This window comes from Streptomyces sp. NBC_01304 (genome assembly GCF_035975855.1).
Classification (GTDB): Bacteria; Actinomycetota; Actinomycetes; order Streptomycetales; family Streptomycetaceae; genus Streptomyces.
In genome coordinates this window covers 123,311-143,136 of sequence record NZ_CP109055.1, presented here as the reverse complement: position 1 = coordinate 143,136, position 19,826 = coordinate 123,311, and the positions used below count along the sequence as shown (strand labels likewise).

The following is a 19,826-nucleotide window of genomic DNA, read 5'->3' as shown; positions in this document are numbered from 1 at the left end:
CGCTGGCGGGGACCCCACGGACTTTCCCAAGAATCTTTTGTGAGCTTCGTGGGCGAAGCCAGTCCGTGGGGTGGTGGCGGGGAGCGCACTTGGGAGCAGGCGTCCGAACGACCCAACGCCCCTGGAGTGTCCGTGAGTTCGCCCGCTCCCCTCACGCCGGAGTCGGGTCTGTCACCCGCCCCCGTACCGCAGGTTTACGGCGCCGCCCACGACGGCCCCGCCCCAACCGGCCCCCTTCACGTCCATGCACACGGCCGTCGTCCTCCTGATCGCCGTCGTCATCGGCATCATCGTCGAAGGCCTGACCTTTCTCACTAGCGGCGCGGTGGCCGCAGCTGTGCTTGCCGGGCTCACCGCGGCCGGGGGGGGGGGGGGGGGGGGGGGGGGGGGGGGGGGGGGGGGGGCGCCCCCGTGCTGCGCACCCTCATTCAGTAGCGGCAATGCGTCGGCTGCGGTCTGCGCACACGAGCAGGCGGCAGCCACTCGCCCCAACGGCAGGGCTCCGGCTGAAGAGCGGGATACCTGACCCATGGGACAGCTCCTAGGCCAGGTCCTCGTCCGGGACCCAGCCGCCCGGCTGCCACTGCACGACGGTCAGCGCTGACGCCGTCAGCGGAGCATGATCCGTGGCAGCCATGGTGTAGAGGCCTGTCGCCCCGGCATACGTCAGGTGCTCCAGACGGACACGTGCCCGCTGCCGGTCGCGGTGGCCGTAGTAGGCATGTGCGGCCATGGTCACCGCATCGGCGCCATAGGCCACATACGTGCCCACGGGGCCGTGCGCCGCCTCAAAGGCAGTGGCGAACTGCCGCAATGCCGCGGCGTGAGGCAGGGTGTCAGGGGCCTGCCGCGCGGCAAGGACGTAGGGGGCGACCACGCGGGTACCCACGGCTGCTTCGCCTGCGATCTTGGCGAAGGAGGGGTGGCCGGCGGCCGGGCTGCACAAGACCGGCCCCTTCCAGCCCACTGCGCGGGCGTCGCGCACAGCGATCCCGTTATAGGGAGGGGAGGCGAAGATCGCGAGTGCGTCGGGGGTAGCGGCCAGGAGCGGCTCGATGGAACCGCGCACGTGGTCGGCTGGTGTCCTGAACTCCTGGTGGGCAACGAGTTCGAGGCCGTGCCGGGCAAAGTCCTTCGAGAACTTGTCCCAGTCCTCCTGCCTCGTCGCACTGTCCCACGTGCTCAGTGCGGCGATCCTTTTGTGCCCTGCTGCTGCGAGCGCTTGCATCATCCGTTGCTCGGAGACCTGCTTGACGACCCCGCTGCGAAACACATAGGGTGTAGCTCTCCCTGAGTGAGGGGGCGTGAAGTCCGTATCTGGTAGCTGCTTCGTCCGGGTCGGGAAGGCCGTGTGATCATGTCCGCATGACGGCTGGTCGGATCATCTTCCTCAACGGAACTTCCAGTTCAGGGAAGTCGAGCATCGCCGGGGAGTTGCTCGACATCCTGGACGACGGCGTCTTCTCCCATTTGGCGGTCGACAGCTTCAACGCCATGCGTACGAAGCGGGATCTGATGCAGGAAGACCTCGACACCGCTCTGCGACGGACGAGGATGGGCTTCCATCGCTCGATCGCGGCCATGGCTGAGGTGGGCAACGATGTCATCGTCGATCATGTACTCAGCGAGCCGTGGCGGCTGGTCGACTGCCTGACCGTGCTGCCCCCAGAGGATGTGCTGTTCGTCGGCGTCCGCTGCTCACTGGACGAACTGATCCGCAGGGAAGAGGCGCGTGGTGACCGTCCTTCGGGCCTTGCGGCGATGCAGTACGACCTGGTCCATGGGCACGGTGACTATGACGTCGAATGCGACACCAGCACGGCGGACCCGCACGAATGCGCCGAATTGATCAAGAAATTCCTCCCGGGCCGACCAACGCCCACCGCCTTCACTCGTCTCCGCGCACGGTATCTCTGAAGATTGTTCAGGCCGTCAGGCGGTAGTCGGCCTGGCCGGTGCGGGGATAGAGGCGTGTGTGCTCTTCGTGCACGTGATAGCGCCAGTAGGCGGTGAAATCGCCGTTGCTGATCACGGCGCGGAGGATGAGGAGTGCCTCTGCGCCCGGGACGCTCCATCTGCTGCCGGTAATGTCGAGTCTGTCGGCGATGAGGTGGCGGGCCGCGCCTTCGATGACGCCGCTGGCGATCGGCCAGCCGGCGGCGAGTGCCCGGTCGTAGTGGACGAAGTCGGCGTTGTTGTTGAGGTATTGACAGGCTTTGTCGACAGCCGTCCGTTGATCGCCTGTCAACTTGTGGCGGTCGGCCTCGGCGCGGATCTCGTCGGCGGCCTGCTGGGCGCGTCCCCGCAGGACACGGGCGGTCTTGACGGCGATCCAGTCCTCGGCCGCCGGGTCGGCGGGGGCGTGGAAGCAGCGGGATGCGGCCCAGAGTTTCTCGATCACGTGGACGAGGTCGAGGACGATGTGGATGCTCACGCCGCGGCGCTCGGCCTCGGCCTGGATCAGGTCGAGTTGGTGGCGGGCGCCATCGACGAGGACCACCCAGCACCTGCGGTGCTGCGGGTCGCGGGCCTCGGCCTGGTCGAAGGCGGCGGCGATGACGTACTCCGGGTCGTGTTCGACCGATCCTGTCAGCCACTTGGCCTGCGCTTTCGGCCCCGGGCGCGGAATGCGGGCGGTGCTGCGGCCGCCGGGTGGGGCGATGATGTCGTGCGGGCGGCGCACGGCCGGGTCGGCGTCGTAGATGGCGGCCAGGGTCGCCATCCGCTTGCGTCCCGTCTTCTCTCCGATGGCCAGCCGGGTGCGGAAGGTCCGCTTCGCCCGCTCCGCCGCCTTGCGGGTGGCTTCGCGCAAATGGCCCGGGCGCATCACGATGCCCTTGCCGTCCACGGACAAAACCAGCAGTGTCGCCGCGCTCGCCGGCGTGGGGGTGCGGGCGGCATAGAACGCGGCCACGTCCACCGCCGCTTGCTGCACGAGGTGTTCGATCTGGCGTTTGCCTACGACCTTCCCGCAGGCGCGGGTGATCGCCTCCATCGCGGTGTCGTACGAACCGCGCACCGACTCGAGCACCGCCAGCTTGCGCACCCCGAGACTATGCCGCTCGCGGGGCAGGCCGAGCACCTTGTCGGCCGGATAGACGTTGGACAGGCCCGGCGACCTGAGCGCGCACCGGGTCACCCTCACCGTCCCGATGACGGTGGCCAGTTCACGGTGATGCCCGCTCTCCAAGCGGGTGCGTCCGCCGGCCAGGGCCGCACGCGAGCATGTGTCCAGTACGGTCAGCTCCGCCTCCTCCCGGCGGGCGCGCAGATCAAGGTGGGCCTGCAGCAACAGCCGGGCCAGCTCCCGGCCCTGAGCCGCGGCCATCTCCTCCACATCCTGATGGGGCAGGATTAGCGCGGCGGGACCGGAGAGGTCGCAGATCAGCTGAGTGAAGAAAGAAACCGCGCGGGCAAACGGGTCAGCCATCGCGGCGTGCTCGTAGTCTTCCATCGGGCTCTCGTTCCGGGGCATCGAATGGTTTCGTCACCCTCGACGCTAGGCGCGAGAGCCCTCCTACTCACCGGCGCGCGGCGACACCGCGGGGTCGTTCCCCCGCCCCGGCGCACGCCCTCGCGGTGCCGTATCCCGCGAAGCGAACAACCCCGGCTCCACCTCCGCGATCCAGTCCCGCTCCGCCAGCCGTTTCAACTTCGAACGGAACCCCTCCACCTTGCTCTTGTCCGTCGACAGCCCGAGCACGGAGCACAGCTGATGCGCCCGCATCGGATGCACCGCATCGCCAAGAATCTCCACGATGTCCCGGTACGAGGGCGGCAACACCTCCGCGTCCACCTCCGCCGACCAGGTCGGCACCAACCGCACCCCCACCGGCGATCCGGCACCGGTCACCGGCCCAGCCGCCGGCTCCACCTCATCGCTCCCGCCAGCCTCCGGCCCGGTCACCGTGCTGTCCCCGGAAAGGATCTCGCTCATCGTCTCCCGCGTGATCCCCAGCCGGGAGGCCACCTCTTCCTGCACGACCAGGAGGACCGTCAACTCCTTGATCTGGCCACGCAGTTCAGCGATTCGATCTCGTGCGGCAGCATCCCGCCGCTCCAGCTCTTCCAGCCACGACACCATCGCCGCCTCCCAGCCCCGAACCCTGGACACGACGATCCGGCAAACGAACCCCGGCAGCAACAACCCACCGCAACGATCTCACTCAGGGAGAGCTACACCCTTTGGTCTTCACCAAAGGGACCGCCCCCTATCCACCCCACCTCCCCCTCGCGCGCCTCACTTGAGGAACAGCGCCGCCCCGTTCCCGTAGCAGACGGCGCGTACCCACTCGCTCCCCAGCCCCAGCCGCTCGATGGCCTCCAGCTGATGCACGTACGGATAGGGGATGTTAGGGAAGTCGCTGCCGAGCAGCACCCGGCCCCCCAGGTCGGCGATCCGCCCCAACTCACCCGTCGGGAATGGGCTTTGCCGCTCACTGAAGTCGGTGAATGCCATCGTCGTGTCAAGCCGCACCTCCTGGTACCGCTCGGCCAGGTCCAGGAACTCGGTGTACTCCGGCATCCCCATATGGGCGACGACGAGCGGCAGTCGAGGATGACGCGCGAGCACCCGCGCTATCGGCTCGGGCCCGGTGTGCCTTCCCGGCGCGGGCCCCGACCCGCAGTGCGTCACTACGGGCACGCCGGCCTCGGCGAGCAGTCCCCACACGGGGTCGAGCAGCGGATCGTTCGGGTCGTACGCGCCCACTTGCACATGCGCCTTGAAGATCCGGGCCCCGCCCTCGATCGCCCGCCGCACATACGCCTGAGCACCCGGCTCGGGGAAGAAGGTGGCGGTGTGCAGGCAGTCAGGAGTTCGCGCGGCGAAATCAGCGGCCCACCCATTGAGCCACTCTGCCATCCCGGCCTTGTGCGGATACAGCATCGACGTGAAGGCGACGGCCCCGAACTCCCGGAGCCGCGCTAGGCGTTGCCCCTCCTCCTCCCGGTACGTGATCGGCCACTCGGTCCCGACGAGCGGCCCGGCCGAGTCGAAGTACGCCCACACCTTGCGCAGCACCCGCTCAGGCATGAAGTGCGTGTGCACGTCGACGAGCCCGGGCAACCCGTGCCTCGCGCGGAAGTCGGCGATGAGCTCCGCCTCGTACGTCGTGCCGGTCACGCTAGTCACGCGCGAACCCGGGGATGCGCTCCACCTCGGCGGCATACACCGCGTACCGCTCGCACCACTCAGCCCGTCCCCGCAACTGCACGCACCGGTGCTCACGGACGGCCCGCCACTGCTCGATGGCAGCGACGTCCCGACAGTACGAGACGGTGATCCCGAGCCCGCCTGGCGTCCGCGCGGACTCATGCCCGAGGTACCCCCGCACCAGCTTCTCCATCCGCTCGGCGGCCTCCCCGAACTCCAGGTCCCCCGGCGTGCGCGCGGAGCTGAACACCACGCCGGAGTACGGCGGTTCACAGGCAGGCAACCGCGCTGCCAACCGGACAGGCGCATCGATTCGATCACTCATGCCACCACGGTCACGCGCGTACCGCCCCGTGTCCACCCTCCCCACCCACTCCATCCCTCTCTTCGGAATCCCGTCCTTTAGGTGGGGAGGGAATCCGATCTCAGGATTGCTCTGACCCGCAGGTCGCAGCGGTCGTTTCTCCGGTTGTCAGTGGCAGTCGGTAGGTTGATCACGGAAGTTGGAAGGGGGGTGGGCCGGATGTTCCGTGCGTACAAATTTCTCATGCGGCCCACCGTGGGCCAGCAGGCCGCACTCGGTGAGATGCTGCGTGATCACTGCGGGCTCTGCAACGGGGCCCTGCAGGAACGCCGTGATGCCTACCGGCATGTGTCGAAGACGGGCGTCAAGTATGGGCAGCAGTCGGCGCAGTTGAAGGAGATCCGGGTGTTCGACCCGGGGCGGCATGGCCGGTGGTCGTTCTCCTCTCAGCAGGCGACGCTTCGCCGCCTGGACAAGGCGTTCCAGGCGTTCTTCCGCCGCATCAAGTCCGGCGAGATGCCCGGCTACCCGCGTTTTCGTAGGGTCAACTGGTTCGACACGGTTGACTTTCCCAAGGACGGCGACGGTTGCCGCTGGGATTCCACCGCGCACGACCCGGTCACCCGTGTCCGCCTCCAAGGCGTCGGACACGTCAAGGTCAACCAGCACCGGCCCGTGGTCGGCAAGGTCAAGACCGTCTCGGTCAAGCGCGAGGGCCGTAAGTGGTTCGTCGTCCTCACGGCCGAACAGGCACAGCCCGAACCGCTGCCCAAGATGGGCAGCGTGGTCGGCATCGACATGGGCATCGCCTCATTCCTCACCGACTCAGGCGGCGTGCACGTCGACAACCCGCGCCACGCCCGCAAGGCCGCCGCAAGACTCGAAGCCTCACGGCAAGCCCTCGCCAGGTTCGGCCGGGTGCGCCGCGACAGGCGCAGCGCCAACCACCGCCGGGCCGTTGAACGCGTCGCCACCCTGCACCGCAAGGTCCGCCGCCAGCGCCTCGACCACGCACACAAGACCGCGCTCGACCTGGTCCGTGAGCATGACTTCATCGCGCACGAACACCTCAAGATCCGCAACATGAGTAAGACCGCCCAGCCGAAACCCGACCCCGACAAGCCGGGCGCGTTTCTGCCCAACGGGGCCGCCGCGAAGTCCGGGCTGAACCGCTCGATAGCTGACGCCGGTTGGGGGTGTTCCTGACGATCCTTAACGCCAAGGCTGAAAGCGCCGGACGGGAAGTGAGCGCCGTTAACCCCCGCAACACTTCCCGCACCTGCCCCGCATGCGGGCATACCGCGAAGGAGAAACGGCCCACACAGGAAAAGTTCCACTGTGTCTCGTGCGGCCACCAGGCGCACGCCGACGAAGTCGGAGCAACCAACGTTCTACGGGCCGGGCTGGTCCGTCGCCACGCCAACCCGGCATAGCGAGAAGCCACCCCCTTCAGGGGGTGGAGGAGTCACGCGGCGTCAGGTCATCGGTTGCGGCGCGATGAATACGCTTTGTTGCCGCTCAGGTGGTCCGGCCGAGTGCGGGGGGTGGGCGCCGGACGGGCGAGGCACGCGAATGCGTTCCAGGACGGGAATCATCTGAGGGGCGTCGCCCCGCTGAGCCGGAAGTGCGCGCGGAGCGAACGGGCCCTGTCCATGGGCACCTGGAAGTTTGTGTTCGTTCCCTTTTGCCTGTGCCCGTCGAAGGTCCACCCGGCCAGCTCGTAACCAGGCTCGGGGAAGGCGGTAACCGTGATCTGCTTTCCGGGACGGTAAGGTCCCCACATCGCTGGCCACGCGGTGCCTCCCGGGCTCTGTGACAGCTTGAGGGCATGCCGCAAGACCGGCCTCTGCGGAGTTCCGTAGGCCGCCAGGATCGGTGCAGTGTCCCGCAGGACCATGCGCTGGTCGTTGTCCTTGTCGCCGATCGGCTGGCCTCTCCAGGTGTGGATACGGTCGGCGAACCGGTGGATGCGGGTGCAATCGTCGTCCACCACGCACACCCTGTCGTCGAGGTACGCCATGATCGTGTAGCCGCGCTTGTCCCGCGTGACCGAGCCGGTCCGGGTGGGGTGCTTCTTGCTGGGTGTGCCCTGACCGAGAGGGGAACGCTCGTGGTCCAAGCCGAAGTTGTGGCCGATCTCGTGGCTGGTGGTCTCGTCGGCCGCACCGTCGATGCCCGAAGCGGAGAAGGCCTGGTGTCGGGTGTTTCGACCCGGAGCATCCGGTGTGTCGGCCAGTCCGCCGCCGACTCCGTCTCCCGCGACATCATCGACGATCAGGGCGACCAGGTCCGCGGAGTGCTGCTTGCGGAGCTTGGCCGCTTGGGCACCCACCGACCTGTCCTTCGGGTTCTGCACTCTGCGCAGGGCGACATCGACGTCCTCGGGAACCTGCGACCGGTAATGGGTGGCCAGTTGAGCATCGACGACGTCGATACTCGCCTCCACGCGGGTGTCGGCGAGGGCGCGGTTCATGCGGTCAGCTAGCTCGACGGCGTGTTGCCGCAGATTCCTTGCTCCACCGGCCTGCCTGGCGGCATGCGGGGTGTAGAGGAACACGACGTCCACCACTGTGGGCAGTTGCTGCGTCGCGCCTCGCCGGACAGGCCGGGAAGCTGCGTCCACGGCCGGCGGTGCTGGCCGCTCGAGAGCGTCGTCGCCCTGGCGATGCGGCATCCGCGTGGTGTCGATTTCCTCGAACAGGGCATGGCTGGGCCGTCCCGGTGCCGGTCTGGCCGCGTAGCGGTAGCGCCCCAGGTCTGCCGTGCCGTACAGCTCGATCGGGCCGCTGCCGCCGCAGGCGTTGGTGACCCTGATGTGCACGGGATGGTCGTGGTGGCCGAGCTCGTGCCCCGCCCAGATGAGGGTGCCGGACACATCGGCGATGGACGACTCCGCCTCGGCTTGGAAGGTGACGTCGAACGGGAACGGAGTCAGGGTGATGACCTCGGGAGGTCCCGGCCGCAGTGGGTGACACATGGGCCGGAAGATGTCGGGCGTCAGCTCGACGGTTGTGGTCCGTACGACCCATGGGGCTTCCGGGTCGGGATCGCCCGGCGCGGTCGCTGCCGCAAGGGGGCCAAACAGAAGCAGCGCCGCGAGCGCGGTGGTGACGGCCAGGGAGGAGCGGTGCATCGCTGGGCCTTCGGAAGTCCGGGGCAGATGTACCGCTCAAGTAGGCGGGCTGCGGCGGAGATGGAGGATCTTGCCGCGCCGGGATCGCGCCGCAATCACCGGATCGGCTGCCGCCGACCTGTACGCCGACGATGCGTCGGTGATCGGCGGGGCCAAGGTCTGTCCGCCGGAGGGGATGGGGATATCTGAAAGTGGTCGGTGTCGCTCTTCATCGATCGAGCTGATGACCAACCTGTCGGCCTTCGGCCACGTCACGTCTACCAGTTCTGGTCAGCGTCGCTATGGCCGACCTGTCCAAGGAACTCTGGGAGGGACTCTGCGGCAATCTCGAAATCGTCAAGCCAGGATGCCGTGGCCGACTTGCAGACTCGGCCACTTCCTGCCACTGCGACAGATGGCCACCCCCGTCACACCCGAAGAGGCGGAGTATCGCTGTGATCATGGCGTGCTTGCCGCCGGTCATGAACTCAGGTGCCTCGTATTCGAGGTGACGCATCAGCTGTTCACCCAGCGGCAGAGACATCGGTTCCGTGCGGGAACAGGCCCGATGGATCGTCTTCTCGTCACCATCGGCCCATAGACGCGTACCGGTGGCGACTTGCGACCGGCTCGCCAAGCGGGCTCGGACGTGGTGGGGTCCGCCCCACCCAGACGCGGTCCAGCAGGAGGACGACCGTCCTGATTCCCGACCCAACTGGACCCAAAGCTGGTGTGCTCGGTCCCTTCGTGTCCGTCATGCCGGCGCAGCAGTGCCTTCGCTGTCTCGGAATCAACCGCTGATGGCGTCCTCTGACGTGGTGTAGCAGGGATCTTGGCGCAGGCCCTGGTCATGGGGCGGCGATCGCGCGACTCTCCGAGTGGCGAAGCTCGATGAACGAGAGTCGCGCGATCGCCTTGTCCGAGCACGACGTGCTTCGCCTGATGAGTGCCGGCGGGTGGGCGAACCCGTTCGGCACCTCACCGGGACAGCTGCCCGGCCCTCCGCTCAGCTCTTCCGCTCACCCAAAACACAGAACTCGTTGCCCTCCGGGTCGAGGAGGGTCACCCAGTGCTGCTCGTCCTGCACGGGGTCGACGCGCCGGGCACCGAGGGAGAGGAGCCGGGTGACCTCGGCCTCCTGGTCGTCGGGGCGGAAGTCGGGGTGGAGCCGGTTCTTCGATGTCTTGCCGTCGGGGACAGGCACGAAGAGCAGCCCCGGCATCCGGTCCGGCTCGGGCCGGATCTCGATGATCTCCTCTGATTCGTCGACCACTACCCAGCCGAGAGCCTCGGCCCACCAGCGCCCGAGGGCGACGGGCTCGGCGGAGTCGACGATGATCTGTTCCCATTCCAGTGCCATGAGGGGGAGCATAGACAGGACATGCGGCCTGCCAGGAACACGTCCCCTGTGACGATGTAGCAGGCCAGGCCGTCACAGCGGCGTTCGATCTGCATCGCTTTGATCTGCTGACCTGACGTCTTCGCACGTGCCGCTGCCGGGAGACCGGGGGCGGAACGCGCCGTGGTTCACGGAGCTTTCGGCCATGTGGCGTGAGGGCGCGCCGGCCGCCCTGCGCCACGAGCACGCGCCCCGAGCGCCTCGCCTGTCGCGTCGGCAGCCCTTTGCGGTGAGGGGCATGTTGAGGCATTCCACCGGCTGAGCGAGCGGTGCTGCAGATGTTGCAGGAGGACGAGGTGGCCGCCGGGCATGACATGCCGGGGATGAGCGTGTCCCCGGCGGTGGTCGGCGATGGTGGCCCGCTCTCGGGCCGGGAGGCACTCACGGCGGGACGGAGGTCTGCCTGCTTCCACGTGGGCCGGGCGCACGCCGACCCGATCTCGTCAAGCAGCACTGGGTAGTTCCCGCTGTGCTGGTTCGCCCGGGCGGCCTCGAACGTCATCTGGGCGGCTGGAAGGCTGCGGATGGTCTCGGTGATGACCTCCTGGCCGACGCCAGTGTCTGCCGCACGGTCTTGGCCGCGTTTAGAGGATCATGCAGGTTGTGGTGGCGTGGGCGATCAGTTTGCCCTGGTCGTCCAGCACCTTGCCCTCGGCGGTGGCGGTGCGGCGGCCTGCATGGATCACGGTGCCCTCGGCGGTGAGTGTCTGTCCTTCGGTGCGGGCGGCGCGGATGTAGTTGACCTTGAGTTCGAGGGTGGTGTAGCCGGTGCCCGCGGGGAGGGTGGTGTGGACGGCGCAGCCCATGACGGAGTCGAGGAGGGTGGCGGCGATGCCGCCGTGGACGGTGCCCAGGGGGTTGGCGAAGTCGGGGCGGGTGTCGAGGGAGATGACGATGCGGCCGTGGTCGACCTCGTCGAAGCGCATGCCGAGGAGGCGGCCGATGGAAGGGATGTCGGTGGGGCGTTCGGTCTGCACCCAGCGCATCAGTTCCAGGCCGGTCATGGTGGTGGGGTCGGTGGTGGTCACGGTCGTGCTCCTTGGATGCAGCTGGTGGCGCCGCCGGGAGGGGCTGCGGTGTGGTGGGTGGGGTGCTGGTCAGCCGAGCGGGTTGGTGGTGTCGCGCAGGGCGGTGAGGGCCGGGGTGTACATGCGGGCCTTGATGGTGGCCAGGGTGTCGCCGGCCTTGTTGACCTGTGACTGGGCGAGTGCGATGGCGGTGGAGAGCACGGCGTCCTCGGGGACGGCCCGGTCGACGATGCCGGTGGACGCGGCGTCGGTGCCTCCGTAGCGGCGGGCGGTGAGCATGGCCTCGTGTGCGGTCTGCGGCGCCAGCCGGGACTGGATGAGGGTGGACATGCCTGGGGTGAAGGGGATGTTGATGTCCGCTTCGGGCAGGCACCAGTAGCCGCGATCGGCGCGCATGACACGGAAATCGTGTGCGAGGGAGAACATCGCACCAGCGGCGAACGTGTGCCCCTGCAGTGCGGCCACCGTGATGACCGGCAGGGACAGCATCCGCGCGAAGAGCTCGTGGACGGAGGCGACGTAGTCCTGGTGCTGGTCGCCATGGGCCAACAGCCAGTCCAGGTCGAGACCGTTGGAGTAGAACTTGCCGGTGGCGGCGGTGACCAGGGCGCGGGGGCCTTCCGTCTTCTCCACCTCGTGGAGCGCGGCGCTGACGGCGGTGAGCCAGTCGGGGTGGAAGCGGTTTTCTCCGTCCCCGAGGTGAAGGACGAAGACGTTGTCGTGCCGGTCGAGCGAGGGCATGGCGATTCCTTCGGAGTGTGTGGGGCGGCTGGCGGCTACGGCTGGGATTGGGGGCGGTCGTTGAGGGTGTGGAGGAGCAGACCGTGGATCTCGGCGGCGGCCGCCTCGATCGGGGCGGTGCTCTGCTCGGCCCGGCACATGATCACTGCGCCTTCGACCGCAGCGATGATGAAGGAGCCCAGCCTCCGGCTGCGTTGTTCGGTCAGGCCGTGGCGGACGAACAGAGCCGTGAGGATCTCTTGCCAGCGGGCGAAGACCGCGGCGGCGGAGCGGGCGAGTTGAGGTGCGTCGTCATTGGACTCCACGGCCACCGCCACGATCGGGCAGCCGGCCCGAAAGTCGCTCTCCGTGATCCGGTCGCGCCACAGCACGAAGAACGCGTCGATGGCGTCCACCGGGTCGTCGGCGCGCACGGCGGCGTCGAGGAGCCCCGTGACGAAGTCCCCGGCCAAGGCCACCGCCTCGTCGATGAGCTGTGTGCGCCCGCCGGGAAAGTGGTGGTAGACCGAGCCGCGGGGGGCGCCGCTGTGGGCGAGCACCCGGTCGATGCTGGTCGCGCTCGTCCCGTACTCGCCCAGCAGGGCAGCGGCACTGAGGATCATCTGGTCACGGCTGTCACTCCTGCGCGGACTCACCTGCCCGTCACCGCCTTCCCGACGACAGGGTGGCCCGCCAGACGGGCTACCTCTCGGTAACTTATGGTGTATGGCATAGAACATGCAAGGGGGGTGGTCGTGGCACCGTCATCGGTGCCGCCGCCGCAGGCTTCTGGGCCGCGCGGCTCTTCGCGTGCTCAGCGCAGGCGGGCACGTACCGCCCCGTCGACGCCGCGCACGGGAGGAAGGCACGCAGCCGACCTCGACGGCGGAGCTTGGCCGGCGGGGCGAGGCATCGCCAGAGCAGGGAAAATCAGGTGCGACCGTCCCCACCAGCCCCGCACACTGGGCGAACAGGACATCCCCCTCGAAGGAGCCCACCGCTTGCAAGCCGCAGTAACCGTCACTCCCGCCCAGATCCCGGAGCTCCTCCTGGGCCTCGCCACAGTCCGCCCGGTCTTCCTCTGGGGCGCCCCCGGCATCGGGAAGTCCTCCCTGGTAAGGAAGTTCGCCGACTCCCTGGGGCTGGAGTGCGTGAGCCTGCTGGGTACTCAGCTCGCCCCTGAGGACCTCATCGGCGTGCCGCAGATCCGCGACGGCCGCTCCGTGTTCTGCCCGCCGGAGGCGATCGCCCGCGACGAGCCGTACTGCCTCTTCCTGGACGAGCTGAACGCCGCGACCCCGGATGTGCAGAAGGCGTTCTACTCGCTCATCCTCGACCGCCGGATCGGCAACTACGAGCTCCCGGCAGGCTCGATCGTGATCGGCGCCGGCAACCGCGCCACCGACAACGCCCTGGCACGCCCCATCGCCTCCGCGCTCGTCAACCGCCTCACCCACGTCCACCTGCGGGCCTCCGCCACCGACTGGCTGGTGTGGGCGGGCGAGAACGGCATCCACCCCTGGGTGGTGGACTACCTCGCCGACCGGCCCGACCACCTGTGGTCGCAGCCGCCCAAGACCGAGGAGCCGTTCTCCACGCCCCGCTCCTGGCACATGCTCTCCGACGCGCTGCACTCCTTCGGTCCTGCGCTGGACGAGGAGACGCTGAAGATCGTGGCGCACGGGACGCTGACCCCCGCCCACGCCGTCTCCTTCTGCGGGTACGCCAAGATCGTGCGGCACACCTACGGCATCGAGGCGATCATCAAGGGTGACGCCTCCTGGCCCCGCCGCATCGAGGACCGCGACCTGCTCTACTACCTCGCCGAGGCATTCCGGGGACGGCTCGTCAAGGAGCTGCCGGCCCGGCGCGAGCACGCCTCGGCCGCCGTGCGCGAGACCTCCTACCGCGCCAAGTCGCTCCTCGTCCAGCTCGCCGAGATCTCCGTCGAGGTCGCCCAGACCGTCATCGCCGAGGACGCCGACGGCAACCCGGTGCTGCCCGCCTGGTTCCTGGTGGAAGCCGCCCGCGACATGCCGCGCCTGGTCGAGGCCCGCCGTTGAGCCGGTCCCGCAAGCAGGGCGCGGAGCGCCCCGACCCGGCCGCCGAGGCCTTCGCCGCCGGCGCTGACCTGGTGCGCCGCAACCCCGCCCTCGCCGCCGTCGATGCCAACTTCGTCCGCACCAAAGGAAACGCCGACGCCCCCGGCCAGGGCCTCGTCCGGGCAGACTCCAACGGGCGGGTGCACGTCCACCCCACCCGCCGCGCCGAACCCGGCGAGTGGGCCTGGGCGCTCGCCCACGCCCTCCTCCACCTCGGCTTCGGCCATCTGCCCGCCGCCAAGGAGCCCCGCGACCAGCCCGACCGCTTCGACCTCGCCGCCCGCTGCACCGTCGTCAACCGCTTCCTCGCCACCTTCCCCATCGGCACCGCCCCCGACCACCTCCCCGAGAGCTACCCCGACGGCGACGAGGACCAGCTCGCCGCCCGCTGGCGCAAGGCCGGCATCCCGGCCGGCTACGAGCGGGGCGGCACCGCGGACGGCGAACCCGACCAGCTGCTGGTCCCCTGGCCGCACTGGGACACCACCCTGCCCGACCGGCAACTCGCCTTCGCCTACGCCCTGACCCGGACGGTCTCCGCCGCGATGGACGTCGCGGGCGGCCGCCGAGACCGGCTCACCGGCGAACGCGTCGCCCAGCGTCCCTGGGACCGCGCCCTGAACTGGTTCGTCTCGTCCTACCCGCTGCTCGGCGGCCTCGCGGCCGGACTGACCGTCGTCGCCGACGCCGAACTCGCCCGCGTGCACGACATCTCCGTGGCCGCCGTGGACGCAGGCGCCGGCGAGATCTACATCAACCCGCTCAAGCGGTTCACGGACGAGGAGTGGCAGTTCATCCTCGCCCACGAGATGCTGCACGCCGCCTTGCGCCACGGCGGGCGCCGCGGCGCCCGCGACCACTACCTCTTCAACGTCGCCGCCGACTACGTCATCAACGGCTGGCTGGTCGAGATGAACGTCGGCGCGATGCCCGAAGGGCTGCTGTACGACGCCGAGTTGAAGGGCCTGTCGACCGAGGAGGTGTACGACCGGATCGCCACCGGACTGAGGCGTGGCCGACGCCTGGCGACCCTGCGCGGCAAGGGCACCGGCGACATCCTGGGCGAACCACTGCCCGGCCGGACCGCCGACCCCGCCGACCTCGACGAGTTCTACCGGCGCGCCCTCGTCCAGGGCCACCAGCTGCACACCGACCGACAGCGCGGCCTGCTACCGGCCGGACTGGTCCAGGAGATTCGCGCACTCGCCCACCCACCCGTCCCGTGGGATGCCCAACTGGCCCGCTGGTTCGACGAGTTCGTGCCCCGGCCCGAGCCGGTGCGCAGCTACTCCCGGCCCGCCCGGCGCCAAGCATCGACCCCCGACATCCCCCGCGCGGGCCGCTACTTCCCACCCGAGGAAGTCGCCCGCTGCACCTTCGGCGTCGTCCTGGACACCTCGGGCTCGATGTCCGGCCCGCTGCTCGCCAAGGCACTGGGTGCGATCGCCTCCTACGCCGAGGCCCGCGACGTGCCGGCCGCCCGCGTGGTGTTCTGCGATGCCGCCGCCTACGACGCCGGGTTCCTGGCGCCGACGGAGATCGCCGGGCGGGTACGCGTCAGGGGACGCGGCGGCACGGTCCTGCAACCCGGCATCGACCTGCTGCAGCGGGCCGACGACTTCCCGCCGGCCGCCCCCGTCCTGGTGATCACCGACGGCTGGTGCGACGTACTCAGGGTACGCCGCGAGCACGCCTACCTGATCCCGGAGGGCGCGGGACTGCCGTTCACCCCACGCGGACCGGTCTTCCGGGTGCGCTGAGCGACTGGTCCGGCGCGGCTCCCCGGGACCGGCTCTCCAGCCCCGGCCGGCTCAAGCTCTGGTGGCATGCCGCGGGCCTCGGTGCCCCGAGGTTTCACCCGCCGAACTCCAGGATGCGCTGGGCGGCATTGGCGAAGCAGGCCCGGGCTGCGGCTCTGCCGCGTTCACCTGTCACGGCCGACCAGCCCCGCCGGCGGTCCCCGGAGATTGGTAGCCCGGTTCGCCGCGCCAGTCGCCGTCGCGGCGGGCCCAGCGGACCGCGGGAGCGAAGCCGAGGCCTGCGGCGCCGAAGAGGATCGCGAGGGCGATCCAGCCCGCGGTGCCGTGTTCGATGGCGGTGAGCGTGATCAGAGCGGGGCCGGCCATCGTCGCGGCGGAGAAGCCGGAGTAGTAGACGCCCTGATAGACGCCCTGGGCGCGGGCGTCGGCGAGGGCATAGCCGAGGGTCCAGCCGCCGGCTGCCGAGAGGACTTCGGCGAAGACCTGGATCACCGCACCGACGACGAGGACGACGACCGCCCACAACGGGGAGAGGCCGGCGGTCAGGGCGAAGGCGAGGCAGGCCAGGCCGAGGAGGAGGCCTGAGCGGCCCATCGCGCGGACGGCGCGCGGCAGGTCGTCGACGGAGCGGGTGATGCGGGTCTGCAGGAGGAGGGCCGCCAGCGCGCAGTTGAGGACCGCGATCAGTGCGACCGCCCAGCGTGGAGCATCGGTGTTCTGCGAGATCCAGAGCGGGAGGCCGATCTCCAGGAGGCTGTGCTGGAGGACCAGGATGCCGTTGAGGACGGTCACCGTGAGGAAGGGGAGGTCGCGGACGGCCCGCCAGCTGCTCACCGGCGCGTCCGACTCCGCGACGCACTGTGCCACCGTGCGGCGGACCGGCAGCCGCCACACCAGGAGCGCCGCCCCTGCGAAACAGGCCGCGTTGGCCAGCAGCAGCATCGTGTACGCGCCGCGGGTGTCGGCCTGCAGCGCCAGCATTCCCAGTGCACCGCCGAGGCCCATCGCCACATTGGTCACCATACGGAGATGGGCCCGGCCCTCGCCGCGCGTCGCAGGCTCCATCACCTCCGCGTACAGCGCGCTGCGCACGCCGGAGCTCGATTGGTTGACCACCGCGAAGCAAATCACCGAGAGGAGGAAGCCGACGTAGGAGTCGATCAGCGTGTACGAGGCCATCACGATGCCGCAGCCCAGCCAGAGGGCAGTCAGCACGGGGCGGCTGCCGTACCGGTCCGAGAGGCGGCCGGCGACCACTCCCGCGAAGAGGCCGCACAGTCCGGCGACGGTCAGGCCGATGCCGACCGAGGTGGTGGACAGGCCCACGATGCGCGTGAAGTACAGGACCATGAGGGGGAAGACGAGGCCGCGGCCGAAGGCGTTGAGGAGGGTGAGGAGGGAGAGGCGGCGCAGCACCGGGCCGGCGGGGACCAATCTGGCGAAGCGGGCGGGGCGGGTGGCGTGAGGTGCGGCCGTCTGCGGTGCGGGGGCAGGTGTGGTGGTCACGGACACATCCCAGGGCACTGCCGTCGCGTACGGCATTGATTTACTGTTCCGCTAAATGATCGAGTTCCTGTTCGGCGTCGGTGACCTGGCCCGCACCTCGTTCGCGTACTCGCCGCTCCAGGAGGCCGCGTTCTCGCTGCGGGCCTGGCGTGATCCGGTGCGTTATCCGTTCCAGCGGCCCTGGCTGCGGAGAATGCGCGCCGCCTACGGTCGTCAGGACGTGGAGATCCTCGACGCCATGGTCACCGGGCGGTTGTGGATTCCTGACTTCCTGACGCCGCGTCCGAGCCGCGCGCGGCCCACGTTTGCGGAGGAACTGCGGCTGCTGCGCGCCACCGGGGCCGCTGTCGTGACGTCAGGGCTGTGCGATGCGTACGGCGACGGCGAACCGCTGCCCGCCGTCCTCGCAGGCGACCCGGACCGGCTCCTCGCCCGAATCGCCGACGCCCTGGAGTCGTACTGGACCGACTGCCTCGCGGACGCCTGGTGGCCGCGCGCACAATCGGTCTTCGAGGGAGACCTCGCACACCGGGGCAGGGTCCTGGCGGAGGAAGGCGCCGAGGCGCTCTTCACCGGGATCGACCCACGCCTCGCCTGGGACGGTGACCAGGCGGTACTGCGCCTGATCTCCCCACACGGCAAGCGCGGTTGGTGGCGCGAGCAGGTCACCGTCGCGGGACGAGGAATGGTTCTCACCCCGACGCTCTTCGCCCGCGGCGCCCAGCCGCTGTGCACCCCTCAGCTGCCGCCCGCCCTCTTCTACCCGGCACGTGGCCGCGCCCAGCTTGGCGAGGCTCCGCCCCCGGTCGCCGAGCATGCGCTGGCCCGGCTGCTCGGTGCTCCGCGCGCCCGGATCCTGCTGCTGCTTGCCGAACCCGCCTCCACCACGGAACTCGCGCACCGGCTCGGCGTCACACCGGGCGCGGTCAGCCAGCACCTGTCCGTGTTGTACGAGGCGGGGCTTGTGGTGCGGGCCCGGGCCGGTCGCAGCGTGCGTTACGGCAGGAGCGAGTTGGGCGACGGGCTCTGCCGTAAGGGCAGTCCCCAAGGACGTTAGCGACTGGGTGCGTGAGCATGGACAACCGGAAGATCTGCCCACCATCGCAGACTTGGCCGGCCTTCATGACGTCGGCGCCGTCATGCCGCAGCCCACCAGCCCCACCGTCAAGATCGAAGAGGCACGGGCAGTGCCCCGCTCGGCATAGCTCCGTTGGCGCGGTCGCACTCGGTGGCGTGCAGCGGGGCTTGACGCCCGGCGCCAGGCGGGGCAGCACCGAGAGGTTCCTGCCGTGACAGTTCGTCAAGTCTCCCACCCCGCTGCCTGCACGGCGCTCGCCTGCGCCGTGCTCGCGGCCGGCTGGTTCGGCGGGCCGGTCACCGGCCGGGCCGGTGCGGCCAGCCATGTGGACTCCCCGTCCACGGCGGCCGATCTGCCCATCGACGGCAGCGATCTGTACGCGTTCACGAGCCCCGAGGCTCCGGACACCGTCACCGTCGCCGCCGACTATCACGCGCTGCAGGGGCCCGGCAGCCCGTTCGCGCTCTACCCGTACGCCACCGACACGCGCTTCGGACCCGTTCCTCCCCGAGAGGGGCCAGATCATGTTCTCTCCGCGGCAAACTCGGCATCTCGGACCTCAAGCTGTACAGCCCAGTCTCCGGCAGACTTCCGTCATGACGAACAGCGACATGGACCCGTCAGTAGCCGCGGACATTGTGGAAGCCCGATGGCAGGAGCAACTGGCCTCCGGTCACGTCGATCGGGAACTGGTGCAGGCCGCGTACGAGCGTCCCGAGCTCCGGCAGTTGTACCCGTGGTCGGGAATGTGGGAGCTGCATTTCTCTCGCTGCACTGAGCAGCGCTGGACCTGGGACATCCCCTACGTCGCCCCGGCCAAAGTCGGACGGTGGGCTGTATGCGGCCCCTCACGCACGGAGTTCGTCGGCTGGGCCGACACCCTCGATGAGGCGCTGGACATGGTGATCGAGAGACTGCCGCCGTCTTGCGGGCCGGCATTCGCCGGGACCCCTGACGAACTGACCGAGTACGAAGCGCGGCAGAGGCGGGGGAACAACGGGTAGGAGCGCCGCAGATGGCGTCGCGCAGGCCGAGCGCGCGCTCGGCCTGCGCGTTGGCCCTGGGCCTGATGGCGCTGGCCATTTCGGTGCAGACGAGGTGACAACAAGCAAGAGGCCGCGCGATGGCACGTGTGATGATCCCGGTGCGGCAGCGGCCGGTTGGCTGCCCAATTCCCTGAAGGGAGTCAGGTGACGGACGACGAGATACGGGCGAGGTTCGACGGTCGTGGGCGGGTGGAAGTCCTGACCAGCGAGTCTGCGTCCAGGGAGCGGCGGGTTGAGGAGATTGCGTACGGGCTCGGCTACGAGCTGCTTGCCGTGCGCAGGCTTCACGGCAATGCTTGTCGGCTGGAGTTTATCCGTGACGACGGCCCGCAAGCTCGTCGTCGCGCAGAGCTGGCCATTGCCCGACTACGGGCAGGGGGACCGCTGCTGCCGATGGTGGAACCGCCTCTGCCTCCGCCGCCGGGCCCGCCGCCGGCTCCCTCGCGCCAGCCCCGTCAGCCCCTACGGCGTCCATCGTCACCACCCCCACCGCCTTCTACCGTGGCTCCGGCCCGGCCGCGCGTTCCCCCTGCGCCGCCTATCCCGCCGCCTCCGCCTCCGCCCCCGGGCGGCATGCCGCCCTAATGGCATCGTGAGCAAGAGCACGCCCCGCAGG

General features: G+C 69.5%; 16 protein-coding genes and 4 pseudogenes. 7 read left to right on the top strand and 13 right to left on the bottom strand.

Annotation, left to right across the window (positions count from 1 at the left end; translation table 11 throughout):
- Positions 1-541: 541 nt before the first annotated feature.
- Positions 542-1,279 (bottom strand): annotated as a pseudogene (locus OG430_RS00625) (ABC transporter substrate-binding protein); the annotation flags it as partial.
- Between the two features lie 86 nt (positions 1,280-1,365).
- Here OG430_RS00625 and OG430_RS00620 point away from each other — a divergent pair.
- The gene (locus tag OG430_RS00620) at positions 1,366-1,917 is read left to right on the top strand and encodes a chloramphenicol phosphotransferase CPT family protein (protein ID WP_327350360.1); all 552 of its coding nucleotides are present in this window, start codon (positions 1,366-1,368) and stop codon (positions 1,915-1,917) included.
- Between the two features lie 7 nt (positions 1,918-1,924).
- On the opposite strand, the gene OG430_RS00615 is transcribed toward OG430_RS00620, so the two are convergent.
- The 4 genes from OG430_RS00615 to OG430_RS00600 all read right to left on the bottom strand — a co-directional run bounded on the left by OG430_RS00615 (position 1,925) and on the right by OG430_RS00600 (position 5,480).
- Positions 1,925-3,454 carry an ISKra4 family transposase gene (locus tag OG430_RS00615; protein ID WP_327350359.1) on the bottom strand — a complete coding sequence of 510 codons (1,530 nt, stop codon included), beginning with the start codon at positions 3,452-3,454 and terminating at the stop codon, positions 1,925-1,927.
- A 63-nt stretch (positions 3,455-3,517) separates the two neighbouring features.
- Entirely contained in the window at positions 3,518-4,084 is a 567-nt protein-coding gene (locus OG430_RS00610; RefSeq protein ID WP_327350358.1) for a helix-turn-helix transcriptional regulator, read from the bottom strand.
- 156 nt (positions 4,085-4,240) lie between these two features.
- Positions 4,241-5,134 carry an amidohydrolase family protein gene (locus tag OG430_RS00605; protein WP_442816421.1) on the bottom strand — a complete coding sequence of 298 codons (894 nt, stop codon included), beginning with the start codon at positions 5,132-5,134 and terminating at the stop codon, positions 4,241-4,243.
- Positions 5,127-5,480 carry an antibiotic biosynthesis monooxygenase family protein gene (locus OG430_RS00600; protein WP_327350357.1) on the bottom strand — a complete coding sequence of 118 codons (354 nt, stop codon included), beginning with the start codon at positions 5,478-5,480 and terminating at the stop codon, positions 5,127-5,129. The genes OG430_RS00605 and OG430_RS00600 overlap by 8 nt, the downstream gene beginning before the upstream one ends.
- 198 nt (positions 5,481-5,678) lie before the next feature.
- Between OG430_RS00600 and OG430_RS00595 the strand changes: the two are divergent.
- A pseudogene (locus OG430_RS00595) lies at positions 5,679-6,892 on the top strand (RNA-guided endonuclease InsQ/TnpB family protein).
- Positions 6,893-6,942: 50 nt separating this feature from the next.
- Here OG430_RS00595 and OG430_RS00590 read toward each other — a convergent pair.
- From OG430_RS00590 to OG430_RS00565, 6 genes and pseudogenes are all read right to left on the bottom strand, one after another.
- Positions 6,943-7,081 (bottom strand): annotated as a pseudogene (locus OG430_RS00590) (IS5/IS1182 family transposase); the annotation flags it as partial.
- Entirely contained in the window at positions 7,051-8,133 is a 1,083-nt protein-coding gene (locus OG430_RS00585; protein ID WP_327358929.1) for a M12 family metallo-peptidase, read from the bottom strand. The gene OG430_RS00585 and the pseudogene OG430_RS00590, both read right to left, overlap by 31 nt.
- 1,444 nt (positions 8,134-9,577) lie before the next feature.
- Positions 9,578-9,931, bottom strand: coding sequence for a VOC family protein (locus tag OG430_RS00580; protein WP_327350356.1), 354 nt, complete (start codon positions 9,929-9,931; stop codon positions 9,578-9,580).
- 623 nt (positions 9,932-10,554) lie between these two features.
- Positions 10,555-10,998 carry a PaaI family thioesterase gene (locus OG430_RS00575; RefSeq protein WP_327350355.1) on the bottom strand — a complete coding sequence of 148 codons (444 nt, stop codon included), beginning with the start codon at positions 10,996-10,998 and terminating at the stop codon, positions 10,555-10,557.
- A gap of 69 nt (positions 10,999-11,067) precedes the next feature.
- On the bottom strand, positions 11,068-11,739 hold the full coding sequence (locus tag OG430_RS00570) for an enoyl-CoA hydratase/isomerase family protein (RefSeq protein ID WP_327350354.1): 672 nt from the start codon (positions 11,737-11,739) through the stop codon (positions 11,068-11,070).
- Between the two features lie 35 nt (positions 11,740-11,774).
- Positions 11,775-12,341 (bottom strand): TetR/AcrR family transcriptional regulator, encoded by a 567-nt coding sequence (locus tag OG430_RS00565; protein ID WP_327350353.1) that lies wholly within the window; start codon positions 12,339-12,341, stop codon positions 11,775-11,777.
- 378 nt (positions 12,342-12,719) lie between these two features.
- On the opposite strand from OG430_RS00565, the gene OG430_RS00560 reads away from it, so the two are divergent.
- Both OG430_RS00560 and OG430_RS00555 read left to right on the top strand, forming a co-directional pair.
- Positions 12,720-13,781 (top strand): ATP-binding protein, encoded by a 1,062-nt coding sequence (locus OG430_RS00560; RefSeq protein WP_327350352.1) that lies wholly within the window; start codon positions 12,720-12,722, stop codon positions 13,779-13,781.
- Positions 13,778-15,580 (top strand): vWA domain-containing protein, encoded by a 1,803-nt coding sequence (locus OG430_RS00555; RefSeq protein ID WP_327350351.1) that lies wholly within the window; start codon positions 13,778-13,780, stop codon positions 15,578-15,580. Before OG430_RS00560 ends, OG430_RS00555 begins: the two co-directional genes overlap by 4 nt.
- A gap of 171 nt (positions 15,581-15,751) precedes the next feature.
- Here OG430_RS00555 and OG430_RS00550 read toward each other — a convergent pair whose 3' ends face one another.
- Positions 15,752-17,086 (bottom strand): MFS transporter, encoded by a 1,335-nt coding sequence (locus tag OG430_RS00550; RefSeq protein WP_327350350.1) that lies wholly within the window; start codon positions 17,084-17,086, stop codon positions 15,752-15,754.
- Between the two features lie 55 nt (positions 17,087-17,141).
- Here OG430_RS00550 and OG430_RS00545 point away from each other — a divergent pair, with 55 nt between their 5' ends.
- Positions 17,142-18,143, top strand: a complete 1,002-nt coding sequence (locus OG430_RS00545) for an ArsR family transcriptional regulator (RefSeq protein WP_327350349.1) — start codon at positions 17,142-17,144, stop codon at positions 18,141-18,143.
- A gap of 243 nt (positions 18,144-18,386) precedes the next feature.
- On the opposite strand, the gene OG430_RS00540 is transcribed toward OG430_RS00545, so the two are convergent.
- The gene (locus OG430_RS00540; RefSeq protein WP_327350348.1) at positions 18,387-18,551 is read right to left on the bottom strand and encodes a hypothetical protein; all 165 of its coding nucleotides are present in this window, start codon (positions 18,549-18,551) and stop codon (positions 18,387-18,389) included.
- On the opposite strand from OG430_RS00540, the pseudogene OG430_RS49375 reads away from it, so the two are divergent.
- A pseudogene (locus OG430_RS49375) lies at positions 18,517-18,594 on the top strand (hypothetical protein); the annotation flags it as partial. The gene OG430_RS00540 and the pseudogene OG430_RS49375 sit on opposite strands and share 35 nt — an antisense overlap.
- Positions 18,595-18,760: 166 nt before the next feature.
- Positions 18,761-19,168, top strand: coding sequence for a DUF6193 family natural product biosynthesis protein (locus OG430_RS00535; protein ID WP_327350347.1), 408 nt, complete (start codon positions 18,761-18,763; stop codon positions 19,166-19,168).
- Positions 19,169-19,826 lie beyond the last annotated feature (658 nt).